The sequence below is a fragment of the Streptomyces luteogriseus genome (assembly GCF_014205055.1).
Taxonomy (GTDB): domain Bacteria; phylum Actinomycetota; class Actinomycetes; order Streptomycetales; family Streptomycetaceae; genus Streptomyces; species Streptomyces luteogriseus.
Genome location: NZ_JACHMS010000001.1, coordinates 369386 through 391787 on the forward strand (window position 1 = coordinate 369386; position 22402 = coordinate 391787).

Here is a 22402-nt window from a genome sequence, read left to right on the forward strand (position 1 = left end):
CCCGGACCAAGGAGGACGCAGTGTCGTCACGCCCGTTCGCCCACCGCAGGAGATGGCTCACCGGAGCGGCCGGTGCCGCCGCTCTCGTCCTCGCGTTCCCGGCCACGGCCTTCGCGGCCCCGCCGTCGGCGCTGCCCGCCAACGCGGACGCACTGGAGCAGACGTACCAGCCCGCCTACGACTACGACACCGACGGCTGCTACTCCAGCCCCGCCATCGGCCCGGACGGCACCGTGAACGGCGGGCTCAACCCGACCGGTGCCCTGAACGGCAACTGCCGGGACGCCTCGGACCTCGACAACACCAACGGCTACGCGCGCTCCAAGTGCAACAACGGCTGGTGCGCGATCCTGTACGCGCTCTACTTCGAGAAGGACCAGGCCGTGGCCGGGAGCAGCATCGGCGGCCACCGGCACGACTTCGAGCACGTCGCGGTGTTCGTGCAGGACAACCAGGTGAAGTACGTGTCGACGTCCGCTCACGGCGGGTTCACGGTGCACGCGGCTTCCGCGGTCCGCTTCGACGGCACGCACGCGAAGGTCGTCTATCACAAGGACGGTGTCAGAACCCACTGCTTCCGCGCGGCCAACTCCAATGACGAGCCGCCGGAGAACCACAAGGGCACCTGGCAGTACCCGGCCCTGGTCGGCTGGAACGGCTACCCGGCCGGCGTGCGCGACAAGCTCACGTCGTACGACTTCGGCAGCGCCAACTTCGGCCTGAAGGACGCCAACTTCGCCAATCACCTGGCGTCGGCCAAGCCCTCCGGCATCGCCTTCGATCCGTACGCCTGACGCCTTCGGGCCCGGTCCGGGGGCCTGCTGCTCCGGACCGGGCCGGGTCTCCGCCCCGCGCCCGATCCCCCGGCGCGGGGCGGCAGCACAGCATCCCGCCATGGACGCGCGCCGGAGCGGCTCGGCCGGCCCAGCCACCGGCGCCCGGCATCCGCCCGTGCGCCGCGAGCGCCTCCACGACCAGGGGGGCGTGCCGGGCGGATCCGTACCGGCACGAGGTGAGCACTTCGACCGTGCGCAGCCATGCGGGGCGTCCTCGCCGTGTGGGGGCCGCGACCGCTGCCGGGATGTACGACGGCTCCACGCCTCCCGTCATCCGCGCCGGGCATGCCGTACGGGCTCCGGAGACGGGCCGGTGCCGTGCGGCGCAGTAGCCGAGCCCGTGGGCGAGTTCGGCGAGCCGCGGCGCGTTCTCGCCCCCATCACGGCCCTGGCCTCGGCGCCGAGTCCGGCGCGATCCGCCCACAACGGCAGCCGCCGTACGGCCGCCGGCCGGTCGGGGAATCCGCCCCGGGCGTCTGAGACCGGTGGCGCGGCGTCGAGGAACGGCGTGACCGGCCCGGGAACGCCTCGTCGGGCTGGTTACCGACATCGCCCTCGACGTCGGCGACGAGCGGGCCTTCTCAGCGGCACTGCGGGCGAGGGAACTGAGAGATCCACTCCTCCCGAACTGATGCCCGATACCCGGCAGTCGGAGGAAGTACGGGGCGAACGCCCCCGCGGAAGGGTCTATCGTGTCCGCATGTCCGTCCCCGAACTGATTCGCATCGTCTCCCGTGACTCCCCCATGGCCCTCGCCCAGGTGGAGCGTGTCCGGGCCGAGTTGGCCGCCGCCCACCCCGGAGTGCGCACCGAGGTCGTGCCGGTGAAGACCACCGGCGACAAGTGGATGGGCGATCTCTCCCAGGTCGAGGGCAAGGGCGCGTTCACCAAGGAGGTCGACGCGGCGCTGCTGGCCGGCGAGGCCGACCTCGCCGTGCACTGCGTGAAGGACGTTCCGGCCGACCGGCCACTCCCGGCGGGCACGGTGTTCGCCGCGTTCCTCAAGCGGGACGACATCCGCGACGCCCTGATCCACCCGGGCGGGCTCGCCCTGGACGAGCTGCCGGCCGGGACGCGGATCGGCACCTCGTCGGTGCGCCGCGTCGCCCAGCTGGCCGCCACCCATCCGCACCTGGAGTGCGTGCCGTTCCGCGGCAACGCCAACAAGCGTCTGGCCAAGCTGACCGCCGGCGAGGCGGACGCCCTGCTGCTCGCGGTCTCCGGCCTGGAGCGCATCGGCCGCGAGGACGTGATCACCGAGATCCTCTCGACCGAGACGATGATGCCGCCCATCGGCGCCGGTGTTCTGGCGCTGCAGTGCCGCGAGGACGACGCCGCGCTGATCGACGCGGTGAGCGGTCTCGGCGACCCGGACACCCACCGGGAGACCACCGCCGAGCGCATGTTCCTGCATGTGCTCCAGGGGCACTGCAACAGCCCCATCGCCGGGTTCGCACAGGTGGACCGCAGCGGCGAACTGTCCCTGCGGGCCTGCGTGTTCACCCCGGACGGCAAGACACGGCTGAACGCCCACGAGTGGGCGGGCCGTCTCGACCCGGCCACGCTCGGCACCTCGGTCGCCGTGGCACTGCTGCGTCAGGGCGCCCGCGAGATCATCGACGGCATCCCGCACTGATCCGTGCGACGCCCTGACACGGGATCAGGCGGTGCCTTCCTCCGCCTGGTCCCGCAGGAAGACGCTCACCTGGTGCGCCAGACTGTCCCGCACCGGACCCTGCTGGGCCCCGGCCGGGCCCTCGTGCGCACCGATGCCGCCCGCCCACAGCCGGCGTTCGGTCCACTCCTCCTCGACGCGCAACTGCACCTGGACGTCCACGAGGCTCAACGAGGCCTCCGCACCGGCCGCGTAGAGCACGGCGGTGGCCCGGCGCAGCGGATAGACGTCGAAGCCCTCGATGAACTGCGAGTTGCGCCAGTCGATGAAGGCACTCTCCCCGTCCGGGCCGAGCCTGACGTCGATCTGGCCGTCCTCGAGGTGGACGCCGAGATGGCGGCTGCCGCGGTTCTCGACCGTCACCCGGAGGCAGAAGTACGTCAGTCCGTCGGCGGCGTCGTCCCGGCCGCGGGGCGGCTCGGCCAGTTCCAGACGGTGGACGCGGACGCGCAGACCGGCATGCTCGTCGTACTCCTGCCAGTCCCCGACCACGTTCGGCTCGTACACGCTGCACCCTCTCGACCTCTGGAAGCTGCTTCCTATCTGTGCTCTCAGCGCACTGTCAAATGAGCAGAATGCGCTGTGGCCAGGCAGTTCACCCCTTTTGATCGGTGATCAAGCCGTGCCCAGCGGTTATCCGGAAACAATTGGAGAAAGCGCTTGCCCCGGCGTGCCGCACATCACTTCCACGAGTGAAGATCAACGGGCCGGACGGCCCAGCAGGGCCGGTGCCTCGGCGACGCCGAGCGCCGCGGCGACGAACAGCACCGCGAAGTCGGACGCCAGATGACGAGGGGTGCCGAGAAGCAACCCGCGCAGAGCGTCCACCTCGATGCCGGCGATGGTCATCGACAGGCAGGAGAAGAAGGCCGAGCCGAGCACCACGATCGCGGCGACGGCGAGCAGCTTGAGCGGGTTCCAGGTCAGGGCCACGCCGGGCACGGCGGCAATGAGCAGCGCGACCACGGCCTGGACGAGTGACTTCGCCCCGGCCGCGAACGCCTTGCCGGCGATCAGCGCCGGCCGCGGGGTCGGGGTGACGAGGAGTTTGCCGAGGACCCCGGCGTCCCGGTTCCACCTCGGCGCCGCGCAGCCGCGGTTCGGGCATCCGCCCCGCAGGCGCCGCCGGATCAGCCGCTGGACGCCGACGAGCGCGTCGGCCGGCTCTTCCGGGAAGGTCTCCGGCTCCATGAGGGCGAGATCAGCTCTGCGACAGAGCCGATCGACCCAAGGTGAGGTCAAGAGAGGTCAAGTGACGCACTCGAAACGACCGCGGTCTTGAAAGCGCCCACGTCCCCCAAATGCCGTATTGTCTGAATTGTTAGTGCTTCGGACAGGAGGCACGCGCGTGGGGAGCCGGCCGCCGGGACCCCCGGTGCTCCTCCGTGAGGTCCGAGGCCCGCGTTTCCCACGGTGTCTGTCCATACTCAGCACCTGCTCAGGGAGGTACGCACCATGCGTATCGCCGGCAGCACCCGAACGCACCCCCACGACGACGCCCCTGACACCGCCGAGGCGTTCGCGCGACTGGCGCGGCTGCCAGAGGGGCCCGAGCGCAAGGCCCTGCGGGACGAGCTGGTCGAGGCCTGGCTCCCCATGGCCGAGCGGATCGCCGTCCGCTTCCGGGGCCGCGGCGAGGCCCTCGAGGACCTGTACCAGGTGGCCGCCCTCGGTCTGGTGAAGGCGGTCGACCACTACGACCCGGCCCGTGGCAACGCCTTCGAGGCGTATGCGGTACCGACGGTCACCGGCGAGATCAAGCGCCACTTCCGTGATCACATGTGGACGCTGCACGTGCCCCGCCGGGTCCAGGACCTGCGCAACCGGGTGCGGCAGGCCTCCAAGGAGCTGTCGCAGACCACCTCGGGACGCTCCCCCACGGTCGCCGAGATCGCCGAGTTCGCCCAGCTCACCGAGGGCGAGGTGCGTACCGGCATGGAGGCCCTGGAGTGCTTCTCCGCGCTGTCGCTGGAGGCGGAGATGCCCGGGACCGACGGCTACGCCCTCGGCGACGCGATCGGCGGGCCCGACCCGGCCTTCGACATCGTCGTCAACCGCGTCGCCGTCAAGCCCTGCCTGGAGGCGCTGCCGGAGCGCGAGCGGATCATTCTGTATCTGCGGTTCTTCAAGGGCATGACGCAGAGCCGCATCGCGGAACAGCTCGGCATCTCGCAGATGCACGTCTCCCGGCTGCTGAGCAGCTGCTTCGCCCATCTGCGTGAGGAACTGCTGACCGAGGCCCGGTGAGGCACGCGCTCGCCGGGGGTCACACCTCCGGCGAGCCGGGGATCTGCGTGGGTCCGGCGCGGTCGAGCGCGTCTTCGAGAGCGGCCCGAATCTCCTCGGGCATCATGCCCGTACGCCCCCAGACGAGGATCAGTTCCGCGACGTGGCGCAGCTTGATGTTGGTGTGCTGGGAGACCTCCTTCAGCACTGCCCACCCCTGGTCGGGGGAGATCCTGCCGAGCGCGACGACCATTCCGATCGCCTGGTCCACGACGGCATGGGAGGCGACCGCCTCCTTCAGCTGCTGGACCTCTTCCTGCAGCGCGAAGATCCGATCCGAGCCCCCGTCCGTGGGCATGGTCACCTCCGGGTCCGGTGCGCCGCTGCGCCCGAGGTCCCAGCGGGTGCTTGAGTACCTTGACGCAGTGTCCGACCCATCCATCGTCCTCACTCGGCCCGCCCGGTGCCACCGGGGCGGACCAGGCCGGACGCCGTTTCGGCGCCCTCGCCGGGGTACTCGGCAGGCGCCCACAGCGGTTCCGGTTGGACACTGGTGTCAATCCTCCGGTGGCTGCCAGGCCGACGAGATCAGGACGCGACTGCCATGAACCACGACATGCCCACCTCCTCCGGTACGAAGGACGTCGTCTCATCACACTCCGTTTTCGGCGCGCCCTGCTGGGTGAGCCTGACGAGCCGGGACGTCAAGGCGACCGAGGAGTTCTACGGCGCCGTGCTGGGCTGGCAGTGGCGGCCGGCCAAGCTCGGCGACCGGTTCCGGATCGCGCTGGCGGACGGCTCGCCGGTGGCCGGGATCGCGGGGGTGGCGGCCATGTGGCAGATGGCCGTGGCGTGGACGCCGTACTTCGCGGTACGCAGCGCGGACGACGCGGTCGCACGGGTGCAGGAGCGCATGGGCACGGTCGCGGTCGGGCCGATCTCGCTGCCTCCGGGGCGGGCGGCGCTGCTGGCCGACCGGGACGGGGCGACGTTCGGCATCTGGGAGGGCGACCTCTTCACCGACTGGGAGACCTGGCGCAACGCGCAGCCGGCCTTCATCACGCTCCACACCCGTGACGCGTTCGACGCGGCGATCTTCTACGGCGAGGTCCTCGACTGGGCGACGCAGCGACCCGGCTGCTGCGAGGTCCACTACGAGGGCGGCGAGGTGGTGCTCCGCAGCCTCGGGGACGTGGTGGCCCGGATCGAGTCGGGCGCCCTGGGGGCGGCCCCCGACCCCGCGATCCGGCCGCACTGGCAGGTCCACTTCTCCGTGGACGACGTGGAGGCCTGCGCCCGCGCGGCGGAGCTGCACGGTGGCAGCGTGCTGTCCAAGGGCAGTGACGAGGCGGTGCTGCGGGACCACGACGGCGCACAGTTCACGGTGACCGCGCGCCGCGGGCGCTGACCCGGGCCCGCTCCACGAGCACCGACCCGGGTCACTCCCTCATTCCTTCTCGCGCGCCGCCCGTGAGGGCCGGGACAACAGGACCAGGCTGCGGGCCCCGACGGTGAGGCCCGTCCCCGCCTTGTGCTCCGCCTCGTCCGGCGTGCCCTCCGGGTCGGCCGTGTCGATCAGGGCCGTCCACCGTTCGCCGTAGGAGGCCTTCGGGAGGCGGAAGTCGACCGGTTCCCAGTGGCTGTTGAGGAGCAGCAGGAACGAGTCGTCGACGACCCGGCGGCCCCACGCGTCGGGTTCGGCGATGGCGTCGCCGTTGAGGAAGACGCCGACGGAGTGCGCGTCGCCGCGCTGCCAGTCGTCGTCGGTCATCTCGCGGGCGTCCGGCGCCAGCCACATCAGGTCCGGCAGCGGCTGGTCCGCCCGGGTCGGGGTCTCGCCGCGGAAGAAGCGGCGCCGGCGCAGCACGGGGTGCGCCGTGCGCAGCCGGATGAGGTACCGGGTGAACTCCAGCAGGTCGCGCTGCTCCTCGGTGAGCCGCCAGTCGATCCAGGAGATGTCGTTGTCCTGGCAGTAGGCGTTGTTGTTGCCGCCCTGGGTGCGCCCGAGTTCGTCGCCGTGGGAGATCATCGGGATGCCCTGGGACAGCAGCAGCGTGGCGAGGAAGTTGCGCTGCTGGCGCGTGCGCAGCTCCCGCACGGCCGCGTCGCGAGTCGGGCCCTCGGCTCCGCAGTTCCAGGACCGGTTGGTGCTCTCGCCGTCCTGGTTGTCCTCGCCGTTGTCCTCGTTGTGCTTGTCGTTGTACGAGACGAGGTCGCGCAGGGTGAAGCCGTCGTGCGCGGTGACGAAGTTGACGCTGGCGCGGGGCCGGCGCCTGCTGTGCTGGTACAGGTCGGAGGAGCCCGTGAGCCGGGAGGCGAACTCACCGAGGGTGTGGTCCTCGCCGCGCCAGAAGTCGCGGACGGCGTCGCGGTACATGCCGTTCCACTCCGACCACAGCGGTGGGAAGTTGCCCACCTGGTAGCCGCCCTCACCGACGTCCCACGGCTCGGCGATCAGTTTGACGCGGCTGATCACCGGGTCCTGCTGGATGAGGTCGAAGAACGCCGACAGCCGGTCCACCTCGTGGAACTGCCGGGCGAGCGTCGCCGCGAGGTCGAAGCGGAAGCCGTCGACATGCATCTCGGTCACCCAGTAGCGCAGCGAGTCCATGATCAGCTGAAGGACGTAGGGGTGCCGCATCAGCAGACTGTTGCCGGTGCCGGTGGTGTCGTAGTAGTGCTCCCAGTCGCCGTCGACCAGGCGGTAATACGAGGAGTTGTCGATGCCGCGGAAGGAGAGGGTGGGGCCCCTCTCGTTGCCCTCGGCGGTGTGGTTGTAGACCACGTCGAGGATCACTTCGAGCCCGGCCGCGTGCAGGGTCTTCACCATCTGCTTGAACTCGGCGACCTGCCCCCCGCGCGTGCCGTGGGCGGCGTAGCCGTTGTGGGGCGCGAAGAAGCCGATGGTGTTGTAGCCCCAGTAGTTGGCCAGGCCGCGGTCGTGCAGCACCCCGTCGTGGACGAACTGGTGGACCGGCATCAGCTCGACGGCCGTCACGCCCAGGGAGGTCAGGTGCTCGACGACCGCGGGGTGTGCCAGCCCGGCGTAGGTGCCCCGGAGTTCCTCGGGCACCTCGGGGTGGGTGCGGGTCATGCCCTTGACGTGCGCCTCGTAAATCACCGTGTCGGCGTAGGGCCGACAGGGCCGGGCGTCGTCGCCCCAGTCGAACGAGGGGTCGGTCACCACGCCGAGCATGGTGTGCCCGGCGCTGTCGGCCGGGTCGGGGCCGTCGGGGTCGCGTTCGTAGAGCGAGGGGTGGTTGTCGATCTGCCCGTCCACCGCGCGGGCGTACGGGTCGAGCAGCAGTTTCGCCGGGTTGCAGCGGTGCCCCGCGGCCGGGGCCCACGGTCCGTGCACGCGGTAGCCGTAGCGCTGGCCGGGGCCGACGCCGGGGAGGTAGCCGTGCCACACGAAGCCGTCGACCTCGTTCAGCGGCACCTGGGTGTGGGTGCCGTCGTCGTCCACGAGGACCAGCTCGACGCGTTCGGCGACCTCGCTGAAGAGCGCGAAGTTGGTGCCCTCCCCGTCGTAGGCCGAACCCAGCGGGTAGGGGCGCCCGCTCCAGGCGGACACCCCTTTCCGAGTCTGCCGGCGCGTCACCGGGCGTCCTCCAGGACCTCGCCCGGCATACTGGCCGGTCCGGCCAGCTGCGCGACCCGCTCCTCGCGGGGCACGTCGAGACCCTCGCTCTCCCGCGGCGCGGGAGCGGTCGGCACCAGCGGGACGCGCTCACCGGCGCGGGCGCGCTGCGAGAACCAGATGACCTTGCTGCCGGTCTCGGTCGCACAGCAGCCCCAGCCGTCGCTCATCGCCGCGAGGTGCTCCAGGCAGCCTCGCAGTTCCTGGTCGGGGCGCAGGGCGCGGTCGTTGTCCCCGATGGCGGTGATCAGATGCTGCCGGTTCCACCACATCTCGATCGACGTGTTCTTGTCCGTGGCGTGCTCGACGATGGCGTTGAGCAGCATCTCGGCACCGCCGCAGACGGGCTGGACCAGATTGTCCAGGTCCCAGAACTTCAGGTGAGCGGCCAGAATGCGGCTGACCTGTCCCACCCGTTCCGGGCTGACTTCCACGTCGAGGTGGTAGTAGCAGGGCACTGCGGTCTTCATCGGTCGGCTCCTCACCGCGAAGCTCAGCTCCTTCTCGCTCCCGCGGTCCTGCGGGCGAGCCCCGAACACGGAACGTGAGCGCCTATCGCTTCTGAGTCACCCTCAGCCTGAGGGTGCTAGCCCGTTCGTGCAACACGAGCGCACGGTTGAGGTGGTGTGACACACAAGTGAGCGGGCGGGGGTGGCCCGAACGGCGCAGGAGAGCCGCCGCTGGTTGAAGATCCAACAAGACGCTGCGTCGCCGCGCATGCACCATGTGTGAAGAACTCGATCGCCGTTACGGATCCGTGCCGCTGTGCGCACGGCCGCCGTCCGACCGTCGGGAGACCGTGCCCCTCGAGCCCCGAAAGGTGATCGGCGCCATGCTGCTACCAGCCAAAGCCGAAGTCGCCCGGCAGTTGCGGCGTTACCGGGCCTGGGAACGCGTGATGCTCGCGGCACCGAGCGACCGCACCGTGCGGACCACGTTCGAGGACTCCGGCTACACGCTCTGCGTGCTGATGGGCAAGCGGTGTGCGCGGGAGGCGGCGGACGCGGCCGAGCGGTACCTGCGCACGAACCAGGTCACGTATCTGCAGGAGCAGCAGATCACCTGCCTGCAGGAGCAGCACGTCACCTGTCTGCAGGAACCCGCCGAACGGCCTCGTCCAGCAGCGGCGGTCAGACACAGAACGTCGGCGGCGGAGCGGAGATCCCCGGGCGCCGAGCGGAGATCCACCGCGGGAAGGTAGCGCCCTTCCCGCACTTCTTGTCCCCTGAACCGGGCCCCGCGGCCCGGCTTTCGAGCACGGTGGAGGTGAGGACCATGAGTAGGACCCGGGCCATCGGCCGTATCCCGGTACGGGACGTCCGCCCGGCCGTGGAGAGCGGCAACCGGCCGGCGAAGGCGGTCGTGGGTGAGACGTTCGAGGTCACCGCCACCGTGTTCCGGGAGGGGCACGACGCGGTCGCCGCCAATGTCGTCCTGAAGGACCCCGAGGGCCGTCCCGGCCCGTGGACGCCGATGCGCGAGCTCACTCCCGGCAGCGACCGGTGGGGCGCCGAGGTCACCGCGAACGCCGTCGGCCGCTGGTCGTACCGGGTGGAGGCCTGGAGCGATCCGGTGGCCACCTGGCGTCACGCGGCGGGCATCAAGATCCCGGCGGGCATCGACCCGGGCCTGGTCCTGGAGGAGGGCGCGGAACTCCACGAGCGGGCAGCGGCCGGCGCGCCGAAGGAAGCCGGCCGCGATGTGCTGCTCGCCGCGGCGGAGACCTTGCGCGACGACTCCCTGCCCACGGCGGACAGGTTCGCGGCGGCGCTGACGCCGGAGGTGGACGCGGTCCTGGACCGGCATCCGCTGCGGGACCTGGTCACCAGCAGCGAGCCGCTGCCGCTCCTGGTGGAGCGGGAGCGGGCCCTGTACGGCTCGTGGTACGAGTTCTTCCCGCGGTCGGAGGGCACCCCCGAGCAGCCCCACGGCACCTTCCGCACCGCCGCCCGCCGGTTGCCGGCGATCGCGGCGATGGGTTTCGACGTGGTCTACCTGCCGCCGATCCACCCCATCGGCACCACCTTCCGCAAGGGCAAGAACAACACCCTCTCCCCCGGCCCGGACGATGTCGGCGTGCCCTGGGCGATCGGCTCCCCGGAGGGCGGGCACGACGCCGTGCACCCCGATCTGGGCACCCTGGAGGACTTCGTCCGCTTCGTCGGGCGGGCCCGGGAGCTGGGCATGGAGGTGGCGCTGGACTTCGCGTTGCAGTGCTCCCCGGACCATCCCTGGGTGCAGAAGCACCCCGAGTGGTTCCACCACCGCCCCGACGGCACCATCGCCTATGCGGAGAACCCGCCGAAGAAGTACCAGGACATCTACCCCATCGCCTTCGACGCCGACATGGACGGCCTGGTCGCCGAGACGGTGCGGGTGCTGCGGCACTGGATGGACGCCGGGGTGCGGATCTTCCGGGTGGACAACCCGCACACCAAGCCGGTCGTGTTCTGGGAGCGGGTCATCGGGGAGGTCAACCGCACCGACCCGGACGTGATCTTCCTGGCCGAGGCGTTCACCCGGCCGGCGATGATGCACACCCTGGCCCAGATCGGCTTCCAGCAGTCCTACACCTACTTCACCTGGCGCAACTCCAAAGAGGAGCTGACCGAGTACCTGACGGAGCTGTCGGGTGAGGCCGCCTCCTACATGCGGCCCAACTTCTTCCCCAACACCCCCGACATCCTGCACGCCTACCTCCAGCACGGCGGACGGCCCGCCTTCGAGGTCCGGGCCGTGCTCGCCGCGACGCTGTCACCGTCCTGGGGCATCTACTCCGGCTACGAACTGTGCGAGAACACCCCGCTGCGAGAAGGCAGCGAGGAGTACCTCGACTCGGAGAAGTACCAGCTCCGCCACCGCGACTGGGAACGCGCCGAACGCGAGGGCCGCTCCCTCGCCCCACTGCTCACCCGGCTCAACACCATCCGGCGGGAACATCGGGCACTGCACCAGCTCAGGAACCTCCGTTTCCACCACACCGACAACGACGCGCTCATCGCGTACAGCAAGCGCAGCGGATCCGACGTCGTGCTGGTGGTGGCCAACCTCGACCCGCATCACGCCCAGGAGGGCACGGTCTCGTTGGACATGCCGCAACTCGGCCTGGACTGGCACGAGTCGGTGCCGGTGCGCGACGGGCTCACCGGCGAGACCTACCACTGGAGCAGGAACAACTACGTGCGGTTGGAGCCGGGGCGGGCTCCCGCGCACGTCTTTCACGTCCAGTCCCCGCCCGCCGCGCACGCGAACCCAGGGGCAGGAACGTCATGACAGTGAACGAGCCCGTGCTGGACACCTTCGAGGACACCCCGGCGAGGGATCGGGACCCTGACTGGTTCAAGCGCGCCGTCTTCTACGAGGTGCTCGTCCGCTCGTTCCAGGACAGCAACGGCGACGGCGTCGGCGACCTCAAGGGCCTGACCGCCAAGCTGGACTACCTCCAGTGGCTCGGCGTCGACTGCCTGTGGCTGCCGCCGTTCTTCAAGTCCCCCCTGCGCGACGGCGGCTACGACGTCTCCGACTACACGGCCGTACTGCCCGAGTTCGGCGACCTGGCCGACTTCGTGGAGTTCGTCGACGCCGCCCACCAGCGCGGCATGCGCGTGATCATCGACTTCGTCATGAACCACACCAGCGACCAGCACCCGTGGTTCCAGGAGTCGCGCAAGGACCCCGACGGGCCCTACGGCGACTACTACATGTGGGCCGACGACGACAAGGGCTACCCGGACGCCCGGATCATCTTCGTCGACACGGAGACCTCGAACTGGACCTTCGACCCGGTGCGCGGCCAGTACTTCTTCCACCGCTTCTTCTCCCACCAGCCGGACCTCAACTACGAGAACCCGCGCGTCCAGGAGGAGATCCTGGCCGCCCTGAAGTTCTGGCTGGACCTGGGCATCGACGGGTTCCGGCTGGACGCGGTGCCCTATCTCTACGCGGCCGAGGACACCAACTGCGAGAACCTGCCCGCCTCGCACGCGTTCCTCAAGCGCGTCCGCCGCGAGATCGACGCCCTGTACCCGGACACCGTGCTGCTGGCGGAGGCCAACCAGTGGCCCGAGGACGTCGTCGACTACTTCGGCGACTACGCCAGCGGTGGCGACGAGTGCCACATGGCGTTCCACTTCCCGGTCATGCCGCGCATCTTCATGGCCGTACGGCGGGAATCCCGCTACCCGGTCTCGGAAATCCTGGCCAAGACCCCGGCCATCCCCTCGGGCTGCCAGTGGGGGATGTTCCTGCGCAACCACGACGAGCTCACGCTCGAGATGGTCACCGACGAAGAGCGCGACTACATGTGGGCCGAGTACGCCAAGGATCCCCGCATGCGCGCCAACATCGGCATCCGCAGGCGACTGGCGCCGCTGCTGGACAACGACCGGCACACCATCGAGCTGTTCACCGCGCTGCTGCTCGCCCTCCCCGGCTCGCCGATCCTCTACTACGGCGACGAGATCGGCATGGGCGACAACATCTGGCTCGGCGACCGCGACGCGGTGCGCACGCCGATGCAGTGGACACCCGACCGCAACGCCGGCTTCTCCACCTGTGACCCGGGCCGCCTCTTCCTCCCGGCGATCATGGACCCGGTCTACGGCCACCAGGTGACCAACGTCGAGGCGTCGATGTCGTCGCCCTCGTCGCTGCTGCACTGGACCCGCCGCATGATCGAGATCCGCAAGCAGAACCCGGCCTTCGGGCTCGGCTCCTACACCGAACTGCCCTCCTCCAACCCCGCGGTGCTGGCGTTCCTTCGGGAGTACGAGGACGACCTGGTGCTGTGCGTCAACAACTTCGCGCGGTTCGCGCAGCCCACCGAGCTCGACCTGCGCGAGTTCGCGGGGCGGCACCCGGTGGAGCTGTTCGGCGGGGTCCGCTTCCCGGCCATCGGCGAGCTGCCGTACCTGCTGACCCTCGGGGGCCACGGCTTCTACTGGTTCCGGCTCACTCGAGTCGCATCCCGCATCGGCCGGCGACTGTGAGCCTGCGCCGAGACAAGGAGGCGTGACCATGCCGAAGACCGCATCCCTGCGCCCGGACCTCCCGCGCCTGGCCGAGCCCATGGAGTCGCTCGGCGGGCTGCTGCGCGACTGGCTGCCCCGGCAGCGCTGGTTCGCGGGCAAGGACCGGCCGGTCACGGAGCTCGGCCTGCTGTCGATGACCGAGCTCTTCCCGGGCTGTCTGCATCTGCTGGTCCACGCCGGGCACGCCGGCCACACGGGTGTGCCCTCACCCGGCGGGGCTCCGCCGGCCGGCGACTGCTACCAGCTGCTGCTCGGCGTGCGCGAGCACCCCTCGCCCCGCCTCGGGCGGGCGCTGATCGGGCGGGTGCAGGACGGCCCCCTGGCCGGCCAGACCGTCTACGACGCGCTGCACGACCCCCGTTCGGCCCAGCTGCTGCTGGACCGGCTGCGGCATCCGGGCACCGCGGGCCCCCTGCGCTTCGACTGCGACCCGGACCAGCGGGTGCCCGCCGGACTGGTGCCGCGGCTGCTGGACGCCGAGCAGTCCAACTCCTCGCTGGTATACGGCGACGAGTACATCCTGAAGGTCTTCCGGCGCATCCAGCCGGGCGTCAACCCGGACCTGGAGGTGCCGGGCGCGCTGGCCCGCCAGGGCTGCCACCGTGTCCCGGCGCCCGTGGCCTGGTTCCAGACGAAGCATCCGTTCAAGGCCACCCTCGGCGTGCTCCAGCCGTATCTGCGGGACGCCTCCGACGGCTGGACGCTGGGGCTGGACGCGCTGGCCGCCGGGGACGACTTCACGGTCCAGGCCCGGGCGCTGGGCGCGGCCACGGCGGAGGTGCACCTCGCGCTGGCGTCGGCGTTCCCCGTCGGCGGGCCCGGGGAGAACGGGGCGACGGCGGCCGCGATGACCGAGCGGCTGGACGCCGCCGCGCACTGCGTGCCCGCGCTCCAGCCGTTCGTGCCGGGCCTGCGGACCGCGTTCGCCGCCCTCACCAGCTGCGACCCCGGGCCGACCGCCCAGCGCATCCACGGCGACCTGCACCTGGGTCAGGTGCTGCGGGCCGGGCGCGAGTGGTTCGTCATCGACTTCGAGGGCGAGCCGTCCCGGCCGCTCTCCGAACGGCGCAGCGCCCATTCCCCCCTGCGGGACATCGCCGGGATGCTGCGTTCCTTCGACTACGCCGCCCGGCAGCGCCGCCCCTGGCGCCCGGAGTGGGCCCGCCGCTGCCGCGAGGCCTACTGCGCGGGCTACGCCGCCCGCGCCGGCTGGGACCCACGCAAGAAACACGGACTGCTCCGCGCCTATGAGACGGACCGGGCCGTGTACGAGGTGCTGTACGAGGCACGGCACCGCCCCGACTGGCTGCCTGTACCGATGGCGGCGATCGAGCGCCTCGCCGTGAGAGGAGACTGAGCCGTGGCCCTGCGCGACACCTCAATCCCGGAGCCGTCCGGCCCGGTCCCGAGCACGACCGCCCCTGCCCTGAGTCCCGAGGACCGCGGGCGCCTGCTGGCGGGTGCCCATCACGATCCGCACGCGCTGCTGGGTGCCCACCCGGTGCCCGGCGGGATCGTGTTCCGGGCGCTGCGCCCCTTCGCCCGCGCGGTGAGCGTGGTGATCGGCGGCAGGCGCACGGCCCTCGTCTCGGAGGGCGAGGGCCTCTTCTCGGGCGTGCTGCCGCTGGACGCGGTCCCCGAGTACACCCTTCACGTGACATACGAGGCCGGTGAGCAGGAGACCCACGACCCGTACCGCTTCCTGCCCGCGCTCGGCGAGCTCGACCTGCACCTGATCCGCGAGGGCCGGCACGAGGAGCTGTGGCAGGCGCTCGGCGCGCAGCCCATGACCCACGAGGGCGTGACCGGCACCCGATTCACGGTGTGGGCGCCGAACGCGCAGGGCGTGCGGGTCGCCACGGACTTCACCCACTGGGACGGCACGCAGTTCCCGATGCGGTCCCTGGGCGCCTCGGGCGTGTGGGAGCTGTTCCTGCCGGGCGTCGGCGAGGGCACCGCGTACAAGTTCGAGATCCACTCCCGGTACGGGCAGCGCTTCCTCAAGGCCGACCCGATGGCCCGGCGCTGCGAGGAGCCGCCCGACACGGCGTCGATCGTGACGGCCTCGCACTACGAGTGGGGCGACGCCGAGTGGATGGCGCACCGCGCCGACACGCCGGTGCACGAGGCGCCGTTCTCGGTGTACGAGGTGCACCTGGCGTCGTGGCGGCCGGGGCTGACCTACCGGCAGCTCGCCGAGGAACTCCCCGCGTACGTCAAGGACCTGGGTTTCACGCACGTCGAGCTGATGCCGGTCGCCGAGCACCCCTTCCACGGGTCGTGGGGCTACCAGGTGACGGGGTTCTACGCCCCGACGTCCCGGCTGGGCACGCCGGACGACTTCCGGTTCTTCGTCGACGCCTGCCACCGGGCCGGTATCGGCGTGATCATGGACTGGGTGCCGGCGCACTTCCCGAAGGACGACTGGGCACTGGCCCGGTTCGACGGTGAGCCGCTGTACGAGCCCGGTGACGACCGGCGCGCGGAGCACCCGGACTGGGGCACGTACGAGTTCGACTTCGGCCGCACCGAGGTGCGCAACTTCCTCGTCGCGAACGCCGTGTACTGGTGCGAGGAGTTCCACATCGACGGACTGCGCGTGGACGCCGTCGCCTCGATGCTCTACCTGGACTACTCGCGCGAGGACGGCCAGTGGGAGCCCAACGCCTACGGCGGCCGGGAGGACCTGGCGGCGATGGGGTTCCTGCAGGAGATGAACGCGACCGTGTACCGGCGGACGCCGGGCGTGGTCACGATCGCGGAGGAGTCCACCGCCTGGGGCGGCGTGACCCGGCCGACCGACACCGGCGGGCTCGGCTTCGGGCTGAAGTGGAACATGGGCTGGATGCACGATTCGCTGGAGTACATCTCCCACGAGCCGGTGCACCGCAAGTACCACCACCACGAGATGACGTTCTCGATGGTGTACGCCTACAGCGAGAACTACGTGCTGCCGATCTCCCACGACGAGGTCGTGCACGGCAAGCAGGCGCTGGTGTCGAAGGTGCCCGGCGACTGGTGGCAGCGGCGCGCCACCCACCGCGCCTACCTCGGCTTCATGTGGGGCCACCCCGGCAAGCAGCTGCTGTTCATGGGGCAGGAGTTCGCACAGGGCGCCGAGTGGTCGGTGGAGCACGGGCCGGAGTGGTGGCTGCTCGACGACGGCTACCACTCGGCGGGTGACCACCGGGGCGTGCGCGATCTGGTCCGCGATCTGAACACCGTGTACCAGGGGACGCCCGCCCTGTGGCAGTGCGACACCCGCCCGGAGGGCTTCCGGTGGGTGGCGGTGGACTCGGCCGACGACAACGTCCTCGCGTTCCTGCGCTACGACGCCGAGGGTGGTCCGCTGCTGGCGGTGTCGAACTTCTCCCCCGTGGTGCGGCAGGACTACGCCCTGTGGGTGCCGGGTGACGTCGTCGCCTGGGAGGAGCGCCTCAACACCGACGACACGCGCTACGGCGGCAGCGGCGTGACCAACCCGGACCCGGTCAAGCCGGAGGACGGACATGTCCGTCTCACGCTGCCTGCGCTCGCCACGGTGTGGCTGACGCCGTTCGCCGTGTGAAGTCCTGCCGCCCCGGCAGGTGTCCCACCCGCCTGTGAGGGGCACTGGGGGTCGTACCACCGGGAGCACCCGGTGGTACGACGCGGCAGGGCACAGAAGGGCGGGCATCAGGTGCGCACCGTGGGAGTGGAGGAGGAACTCCTCCTGGTCGATCCGGAAACCGGTGAACCGCGGGCGCTGTCCGCGGCGGTGCTCGCCCGGGCGGAGCGGGACGACGCCGATCAGGACGTCTTCGAGAAGGAACTCCACGAACAGATGCTGGAGTTCGCCACCCATCCGCAGTCGTCCATGGAGAGCCTGCGCGCGGAGATCGTCCGGTGCCGCAAGGAGGCCGCCCGGCACGCGGGGGAGATCGGCTGCACCGTCGCGGCGCTGGCCACCTCGCCGCTGCCGGTCAGCCCCTCCATCGGGGTCAACCAGCGTTACCAGTGGATGGCGGAGCAGTACGGCATCGCCACCCGGGAGCAGCTCGTCATGGGCTGTCATGTGCATGTGTCGGTCGAGTCCGACGAGGAGGGCGTCGCGGTCGTCGACCGGCTGCGGCCGTGGTTGCCGGTGCTGCGGGCGCTCAGCGCCAACTCGCCGTTCTGGCAGGGCAAGGACACCGGGTACAGCAGCTATCGCAGCCGGGTGTGGCTGCGCTGGCCGTCGGCCGGCCCGACCGAGATCTTCGGCTCGGCCGAGCGGTATCACCGTCTGATCGCGGACATGGTGGCCACCGGCGCCATCCTCGACGACGGGATGATCTACTTCGACGCGAGGCTGTCCCAGCGGTACCCGACGGTGGAGCTCCGTGTCTCGGACGTGTGTCTGCACTCCGGCACGGCCGTGCTGATCGCCACGCTCGTCCGCGGGCTGGTGGAGACCGCCGCGCGCGAGTGGCGGGAGGGACGTGACCCGCTCGGCCACAGCGTCAGCCTGCTGCGGCTGGCCGACTGGCAGGCCGCCCGGTCCGGCCTGTCGGGCGAACTGCTGCACCCGGAGACCATGCGGCGGATGCCCGCCAGGGCCGTCGTCCGTGCTCTGCTGGACCATGTCGAGGAGGCCCTCGACAGCACGGGCGACCTGGAGCGGGCCGGGACCGCCTGCGAGGAGCTGCTGCGGGACGGAAACGGCGCTCAGGTGCAGCGCGCGCTGATGGAGCGCACGGGGAGCCTGCGGGACGTCGTCACCGAGTGCGTCCACCAGACGCAGGCGTGAGGCGTTCCGCCCTGCTCGGACGGGAGTTCAGAGGATGAGGACGAGGGCGTAGGCCAGGAAGAACGCCGCGATCAGCACCGCGAGGACGATGATCACGGTCAGGGGTCCCTTGGACCAGCCCTTGGTCGGGTTGTGGGTCTCGCGGGGCAGCGTCTCGGGCATGCTGCTCTCCGCGGGTGGGGTCTCGCCCGGCGGTACACCGCCGCCGGGCTCCAGACCGGGGGTTCGTTCGGGTTCCGGATCGGGGCTGATGTGTGTCATGCCGTCCGAGTCCCCCGATCACACCGAGATCATCAGCGGGTCCACTTCCGTATTTTCCGACCCCGAAGGGTCCTGACTCGACTACATTCGAGCACCGCCGATGACGGTACCCGTCGGCAATGTCACACCCCGTACACGTCAGGAGCAGTGCATGCGCGACCTCGCCCTCGCTCCCCCGGCCGTGGCGCCCCTGACCGGCGGGCTCGCCGACAGCGTCTTCGAGACGGCGGACCGCGAACCGGCCCGGCCGATGCTCGCCCGCCGGGCCGATCCCGCCTCCACGACCTGGGAGGAGGTGACGGCGATCGAGCTGCGCGACCAGGTGGTGAACGTGGCCAAGGGGCTGATCGCCTCCGGGATCGCGCCGGGTCACCGCGTGGCGATCATGGCGCGCACCCGGTTCGAGTGGACGGTCCTGTGTTACGCCCTGTGGGCCGTGGGCGCCGAGGTCGTCCCGGTCTACCCGACGTCGTCACGCGACCAGGTGGAGTGGATCCTGCGGGACGCCGGCTGTGTGGCCGTGGTCGTGGAGGACGAACAGGGCGTCATGACCGTCGGCTCGGTGTGCGCGTCGCTGCCGCTGCTGCGTCACGTCTGGCAGCTGGACGCGGGCGCCCTGGAGGAGCTGACGGACCGCGGGGAGTTCATCCCGATCGCCACGGTCGACTCTATGCGGCGCATCGTGCTGCCGGACTCCACGGCCGTCATCGCCTACACCTCCGGCACCTCCGGCCAGGCCATGGGCTGCGCCCTCAGCCACCGCAACCTGGCCGGCCCCTGTGACACGCTGCTGGCGGGCTGGGGGCACACGGCGGCACCGCGTGGGGAGCAGGGCTCCGTGCTCGCGTTCCTGCCCTTCTCCCATGTGTACGGGCTGATGATCCAGGGGCTGTGCGTGCGCGGCGGGCTGCTGATGGGGCACCAGGGCGATCTGAGCGGGGAGGCGCTGTCGTCGGCGCTGCGCACCTTCCGGCCCACGTACCTCTACGCGGTGCCGTCGGTCCTCGAGAAGATCTACAAGAACTTCCTGCGCACCGCTCAGCAGGAGGGTCACGGCGGACTGTTCGAGCGGGCCGCGGAGACGGCCCGGGACTTCGCCGCGGCCCTCGAGCGCCAGCGGCTCGGCCGCGGCCGCGGGCCCGGCTTCGACCTGCGGCTCCAGCACGCCCTGTACGAGCGCACGGTGTACCGCAGGCTGCGGGCGGCGCTGGGCGGGCGGGTGCGGCGGGCGACGTCCGGCGGCTCCCCCCTCAGCCGCGATCTGTCCCTCTTCTACGAGGGCATCGGCATCTACGTGCACGACGGGTACGGCCTGACGGAGACCGCCGGCGGGGTGACGATGCAGCCGCTCGGCCGGGAGAAGTCGGGGACGGTCGGGCAGGCCCTGCCGGGCATGGAGATCCAGGTGGCCGAGGACGGGGAGATCCTGGTGCGCGGCCCGTCGGTGTTCCAGGGGTACGTGGGCGACCAGGCCGCCACCCGGGCCGCGCTGCGCGGCGGGTGGCTCGCCACCGGGGACCTCGGGCGACTGGACGCGGAGGGCTATCTGACGATCACCGGCCGCAAGAAGGACATCATCATCACCAGCAGCGGCAAGAGCGTCGCCCCGCTGGCCCTGGAGCAGCGGCTGCGGATGCATCCGCTCGTCCACCAGGCCGTGGTCGTGGGGGACAACCGGCCCTGTGTCGGCGCACTGATCACGCTGGATCCGGAGTTCCTGGCGCACTGGCGGGCCGGGCTGGCGCTGCAGGGCGAGATGCGGGAGGCCCGGGAGGAGAACGCGCTGCGGGAGGAGGTCGCGCGGGCCGTGGCCGCGGCCAACAGTGTCGTGTCGCCGTCGGAGTCGATCCGGGTGTTCCGGGTGCTGCCGGAGTCGTTCGACGTGACCAACGGGCTGCTCACGCCGTCGATGAAGCTGCGCCGGGACGAGATCGTGCGGCACTACGCTTCCGAGATCGACGCGATGTACCAGTCACGCAGGCGTCCGGGGCGGCCGAGCGCCCCGGACGAACCTTCGAACTGGGACGATTCCGACAACGTGTTCCGCTGAGCGTGCGGCCGGACGCGTAGGCCACGCCCACTCGGGAACACGCAACAGTGGCGACGCATGAGAAAGGACGACAGCCCTGACGACAGCCCTCGCTGACGCCCGGGCCGGAAAGGCGATATGTCAACCGAGCCGCGTGGGGACGACGCCCTGACCTCCGAGGAGATCCCGAGCCGCACGAACAGCTTCGTGGGCGAGCCGCATGACGTGACAGGCGCACGGCTGGCCGCGGAGGAGTTCTTGCGTGATCTGGCACGCTCCGCCCCGCCCTCTGCCCCCGAGTACTGGGACGACATCCTGCTGGTGGTGACGGAACTGGCCGCCAACGCGGTCCAGTACGCCCCGGGCCCGTTCGCGCTGCGGATGCGCCGGACCTTCGACGGGGTGCATGTGGTCCTGCATGACACCAGCACCACGGAACCCGCCCCTCGCCCCTTCGATCCGCGCAACGGCGGCGGGGGCATCGGCTGGCACCTGATCCACACGCTCTGCGACCAGGTGAGCGTGGTGGCCGACGACCGCGGTAAGGACGTGCACGTGTTCTTGCCCTGGTGAGAAGCGCATTCGTGGGTTTCTCACCACCCTGACGAGCCGGGAGCGTCACGGGCGCTGTGCGCCCGTGACCGGCTCAGACCGAGGCCGTCTCGCGCGGCGGCAGCCGGTCGTAGTAGTCCCCCACGGCCCGCAGGTACCCCTGGTCCCGCGTCTCGCTGTCGGTCTGGAAGCGGGGCGCCGCCTTGGCGTCTGCCCTGCTGCAGGCCAGAGTGACCTTCCTCCCCCGGGTGTCGATGCCGGTGACCACTCCGACCGGCACCAGGACGCTGCGGCCGAACACCCAGACGCCGGTGTCGACGACCAGGTGCCGCATGTCGTGCGGGGAGGCCTCCCGGTCCACGTGCCCGATCGTGCCGTCGGTCGCGGCGACGGTGTACCCGGTCAGGTCCTGCCCCTCGGTGTGACCGCTGTCCGGCGCGTACGACCAGATTCTGTCGATGGTCACGCTGCTCCATCCTCCCTGGCGATCCGCTGATCGCGATTCCTCCGGCGGACGCCCTCGCGCCCGACCCGTTCCACAGCAGCAATTACCCTGCTGCCGCAAGCGCATTCGGCGCACACACCTGCGACCGCGGACGACTTCCGGCGGGCCGGTCCCGACGATGTTCGGATCACGGTGCATGGAGGGTGGTTTCCGGGGTAATCGCGGGGGCGCGGTGACATCCGAAGTCCGTCAGTGAGAGGAGGCGCATGAGGAACGGCATTCGAGTCCGGAGAACGACCGGGATCCCCTCGCACCGCGGTCATCCCCAGAGGTGACCAGCCCAGGCCGCAGCACTTGTTGGAGGTATCCGTGCCCCTCGCCCAGAACCCGCTGTCCGTGGAAGTCGAACTGCCCCGGGAGGACGTGGCCCTGATCACGGTCGACGGCTACCTGGACGTCGACACCGCGACCGAGTTCCAGGCCCATCTGGCCAACCAACTCCACCACGGCCGACGGCATTTCCTGATCGACCTCGCGTCCGTCCCCTTCATGGACTCGTCCGGGATGAACATCATCCTCCGGGTGTACCAGGAGACCCGTAAGACCGAGGGCAGCGTGCACGTCATCAGCCCGACGCCGGCCGTGCGGCGCATCCTCGATCTGACCGGTGTCAGCATCACGGTGCCGATATCGGAGAGCGTCGACGAGGCCTTGGCCCGTGTGGACGCGGGGCCGGACCTCCCGGAAGAGCCGGGCGTCTGACGGTCCGGGGTCCCTCGGGCACGCCGTCGGCGAAGACCGGTGGTCCGGTGCCCTCGCTCCGCCCTGCCCGGACGCCGGCTCACCCTGCGCGCGCCGGGAGCGGCGGGCGCCAACCGCCCTTTCCCCGAACCGCATCGCTTGGACCGGAGCAGGTGTCCTGCGAGATCGGCGCATGGTT

At 70.8% G+C, this 22402-nt stretch carries 19 protein-coding genes and 2 pseudogenes; 13 read left to right on the top strand and 8 right to left on the bottom strand.

The genetic code is table 11. The annotated features are described in order from the left end of the window. The first annotated feature begins 20 nt into the window (after nt 1-20). Complete coding sequence (locus tag BJ965_RS01725) at nt 21-794, top strand: NPP1 family protein (protein WP_184907006.1); 774 nt, start codon at nt 21-23, stop codon at nt 792-794. 742 nt (nt 795-1536) lie between these two features. Continuing rightward, nucleotides 1537-2472: a hydroxymethylbilane synthase gene (gene hemC / locus BJ965_RS01730; RefSeq protein WP_184907007.1), complete on the top strand. Its 936-nt coding sequence runs from the start codon at nt 1537-1539 to the stop codon at nt 2470-2472. Between the two features lie 24 nt (nt 2473-2496). On the opposite strand, the gene BJ965_RS01735 is transcribed toward hemC, so the two are convergent. From BJ965_RS01735 to BJ965_RS38990, 3 genes and pseudogenes are all read right to left on the bottom strand, one after another. Beyond that, nucleotides 2497-3018 (bottom strand): hypothetical protein, encoded by a 522-nt coding sequence (locus tag BJ965_RS01735; RefSeq protein WP_184907008.1) that lies wholly within the window; start codon nt 3016-3018, stop codon nt 2497-2499. Between the two features lie 192 nt (nt 3019-3210). Beyond that, nucleotides 3211-3588 (bottom strand): annotated as a pseudogene (locus tag BJ965_RS01740) (ABC transporter permease); the annotation flags it as partial. Then, nucleotides 3584-3702 (bottom strand): annotated as a pseudogene (locus tag BJ965_RS38990) (MarR family transcriptional regulator); the annotation flags it as partial. The pseudogenes BJ965_RS01740 and BJ965_RS38990, both read right to left, overlap by 5 nt. A gap of 264 nt (nt 3703-3966) precedes the next feature. On the opposite strand from BJ965_RS38990, the gene BJ965_RS01745 reads away from it, so the two are divergent. After that, nucleotides 3967-4758, top strand: coding sequence for an RNA polymerase sigma factor SigF (locus tag BJ965_RS01745; protein ID WP_184907010.1), 792 nt, complete (start codon nt 3967-3969; stop codon nt 4756-4758). Nucleotides 4759-4777: 19 nt separating this feature from the next. Here BJ965_RS01745 and BJ965_RS01750 read toward each other — a convergent pair whose 3' ends face one another. Next, on the bottom strand, nt 4778-5095 hold the full coding sequence (locus BJ965_RS01750; protein ID WP_184907011.1) for an ANTAR domain-containing protein: 318 nt from the start codon (nt 5093-5095) through the stop codon (nt 4778-4780). Between the two features lie 246 nt (nt 5096-5341). On the opposite strand from BJ965_RS01750, the gene BJ965_RS01755 reads away from it, so the two are divergent. Next, nucleotides 5342-6145: a VOC family protein gene (locus BJ965_RS01755; protein ID WP_184907012.1), complete on the top strand. Its 804-nt coding sequence runs from the start codon at nt 5342-5344 to the stop codon at nt 6143-6145. A 39-nt stretch (nt 6146-6184) separates the two neighbouring features. Here the strand turns inward: BJ965_RS01755 and glgX are convergent, their stop codons facing one another. Next, a complete protein-coding gene (glgX, locus tag BJ965_RS01760) occupies nt 6185-8338 on the bottom strand; it encodes a glycogen debranching protein GlgX (RefSeq protein WP_184907013.1) in 2154 nt (717 codons plus the stop codon). Next, nucleotides 8335-8847, bottom strand: coding sequence for a pep a2 (locus BJ965_RS01765; protein WP_184907014.1), 513 nt, complete (start codon nt 8845-8847; stop codon nt 8335-8337). Before BJ965_RS01765 ends, glgX begins: the two co-directional genes overlap by 4 nt. Before the next feature lie 362 nt (nt 8848-9209). Here BJ965_RS01765 and BJ965_RS38995 point away from each other — a divergent pair, with 362 nt between their 5' ends. The 6 genes from BJ965_RS38995 (at nt 9210) to BJ965_RS01795 (ending at nt 18175) form a co-directional block, all read left to right on the top strand. Beyond that, nucleotides 9210-9578, top strand: a complete 369-nt coding sequence (locus BJ965_RS38995; protein WP_246545817.1) for a DUF5133 domain-containing protein — start codon at nt 9210-9212, stop codon at nt 9576-9578. 74 nt (nt 9579-9652) lie between these two features. Further along, a complete protein-coding gene (locus BJ965_RS01775; protein ID WP_184907015.1) occupies nt 9653-11650 on the top strand; it encodes an alpha-1,4-glucan--maltose-1-phosphate maltosyltransferase in 1998 nt (665 codons plus the stop codon). Continuing rightward, nucleotides 11647-13365: a maltose alpha-D-glucosyltransferase gene (treS, locus tag BJ965_RS01780; protein ID WP_184907016.1), complete on the top strand. Its 1719-nt coding sequence runs from the start codon at nt 11647-11649 to the stop codon at nt 13363-13365. Before BJ965_RS01775 ends, treS begins: the two co-directional genes overlap by 4 nt. A 28-nt stretch (nt 13366-13393) precedes the next feature. Further along, a complete protein-coding gene (locus BJ965_RS01785; protein ID WP_184907017.1) occupies nt 13394-14764 on the top strand; it encodes a maltokinase N-terminal cap-like domain-containing protein in 1371 nt (456 codons plus the stop codon). A 3-nt stretch (nt 14765-14767) separates the two neighbouring features. After that, entirely contained in the window at nt 14768-16975 is a 2208-nt protein-coding gene (gene glgB, locus BJ965_RS01790) for a 1,4-alpha-glucan branching enzyme (protein WP_184907018.1), read from the top strand. Nucleotides 16976-17086: 111 nt separating this feature from the next. Beyond that, a complete protein-coding gene (locus BJ965_RS01795; RefSeq protein WP_184907019.1) occupies nt 17087-18175 on the top strand; it encodes a glutamate--cysteine ligase 2 in 1089 nt (362 codons plus the stop codon). Nucleotides 18176-18202: 27 nt separating this feature from the next. Here the strand turns inward: BJ965_RS01795 and BJ965_RS01800 are convergent, their stop codons facing one another. After that, nucleotides 18203-18436: a DUF6480 family protein gene (locus BJ965_RS01800; RefSeq protein ID WP_030844020.1), complete on the bottom strand. Its 234-nt coding sequence runs from the start codon at nt 18434-18436 to the stop codon at nt 18203-18205. Between the two features lie 151 nt (nt 18437-18587). On the opposite strand from BJ965_RS01800, the gene BJ965_RS01805 reads away from it, so the two are divergent. Both BJ965_RS01805 and BJ965_RS01810 read left to right on the top strand, forming a co-directional pair. Then, nucleotides 18588-20486: an AMP-dependent synthetase/ligase gene (locus BJ965_RS01805; RefSeq protein ID WP_184907020.1), complete on the top strand. Its 1899-nt coding sequence runs from the start codon at nt 18588-18590 to the stop codon at nt 20484-20486. 117 nt (nt 20487-20603) lie between these two features. Next, nucleotides 20604-21038, top strand: coding sequence for an ATP-binding protein (locus BJ965_RS01810; protein ID WP_184907021.1), 435 nt, complete (start codon nt 20604-20606; stop codon nt 21036-21038). Between the two features lie 73 nt (nt 21039-21111). Here BJ965_RS01810 and BJ965_RS01815 read toward each other — a convergent pair whose 3' ends face one another. Next, on the bottom strand, nt 21112-21483 hold the full coding sequence (locus BJ965_RS01815; protein WP_184907022.1) for a PRC-barrel domain containing protein: 372 nt from the start codon (nt 21481-21483) through the stop codon (nt 21112-21114). A gap of 348 nt (nt 21484-21831) precedes the next feature. Between BJ965_RS01815 and BJ965_RS01820 the strand changes: the two genes are divergently transcribed. Next, nucleotides 21832-22224, top strand: coding sequence for an STAS domain-containing protein (locus tag BJ965_RS01820; protein ID WP_030844028.1), 393 nt, complete (start codon nt 21832-21834; stop codon nt 22222-22224). The last annotated feature ends 178 nt before the right edge of the window (nt 22225-22402 follow it).

Excerpts from the sequence above, each read along its gene's own strand:
- BJ965_RS01755 (WP_184907012.1), top strand. The coding sequence starts at position 5,342 with ATGAACCACGACATGCCCACCTCCTCCGGTACGAAGGACGTCGTCTCA.
- BJ965_RS01810 (WP_184907021.1), top strand. The coding sequence starts at position 20,604 with ATGTCAACCGAGCCGCGTGGGGACGACGCCCTGACCTCCGAGGAGATC.
- BJ965_RS01805 (WP_184907020.1), top strand. The coding sequence starts at position 18,588 with ATGCGCGACCTCGCCCTCGCTCCCCCGGCCGTGGCGCCCCTGACCGGC.
- BJ965_RS01765 (WP_184907014.1), bottom strand. The coding sequence starts at position 8,847 with ATGAAGACCGCAGTGCCCTGCTACTACCACCTCGACGTGGAAGTCAGC.
- BJ965_RS38995 (WP_246545817.1), top strand. The coding sequence starts at position 9,210 with ATGCTGCTACCAGCCAAAGCCGAAGTCGCCCGGCAGTTGCGGCGTTAC.
- BJ965_RS01745 (WP_184907010.1), top strand. The coding sequence starts at position 3,967 with ATGCGTATCGCCGGCAGCACCCGAACGCACCCCCACGACGACGCCCCT.
- hemC (WP_184907007.1), top strand. The coding sequence starts at position 1,537 with ATGTCCGTCCCCGAACTGATTCGCATCGTCTCCCGTGACTCCCCCATG.
- BJ965_RS01775 (WP_184907015.1), top strand. The coding sequence starts at position 9,653 with ATGAGTAGGACCCGGGCCATCGGCCGTATCCCGGTACGGGACGTCCGC.
- BJ965_RS01750 (WP_184907011.1), bottom strand. The coding sequence starts at position 5,095 with ATGCCCACGGACGGGGGCTCGGATCGGATCTTCGCGCTGCAGGAAGAG.
- BJ965_RS01785 (WP_184907017.1), top strand. The coding sequence starts at position 13,394 with ATGCCGAAGACCGCATCCCTGCGCCCGGACCTCCCGCGCCTGGCCGAG.
- treS (WP_184907016.1), top strand. The coding sequence starts at position 11,647 with ATGACAGTGAACGAGCCCGTGCTGGACACCTTCGAGGACACCCCGGCG.
- BJ965_RS01800 (WP_030844020.1), bottom strand. The coding sequence starts at position 18,436 with ATGACACACATCAGCCCCGATCCGGAACCCGAACGAACCCCCGGTCTG.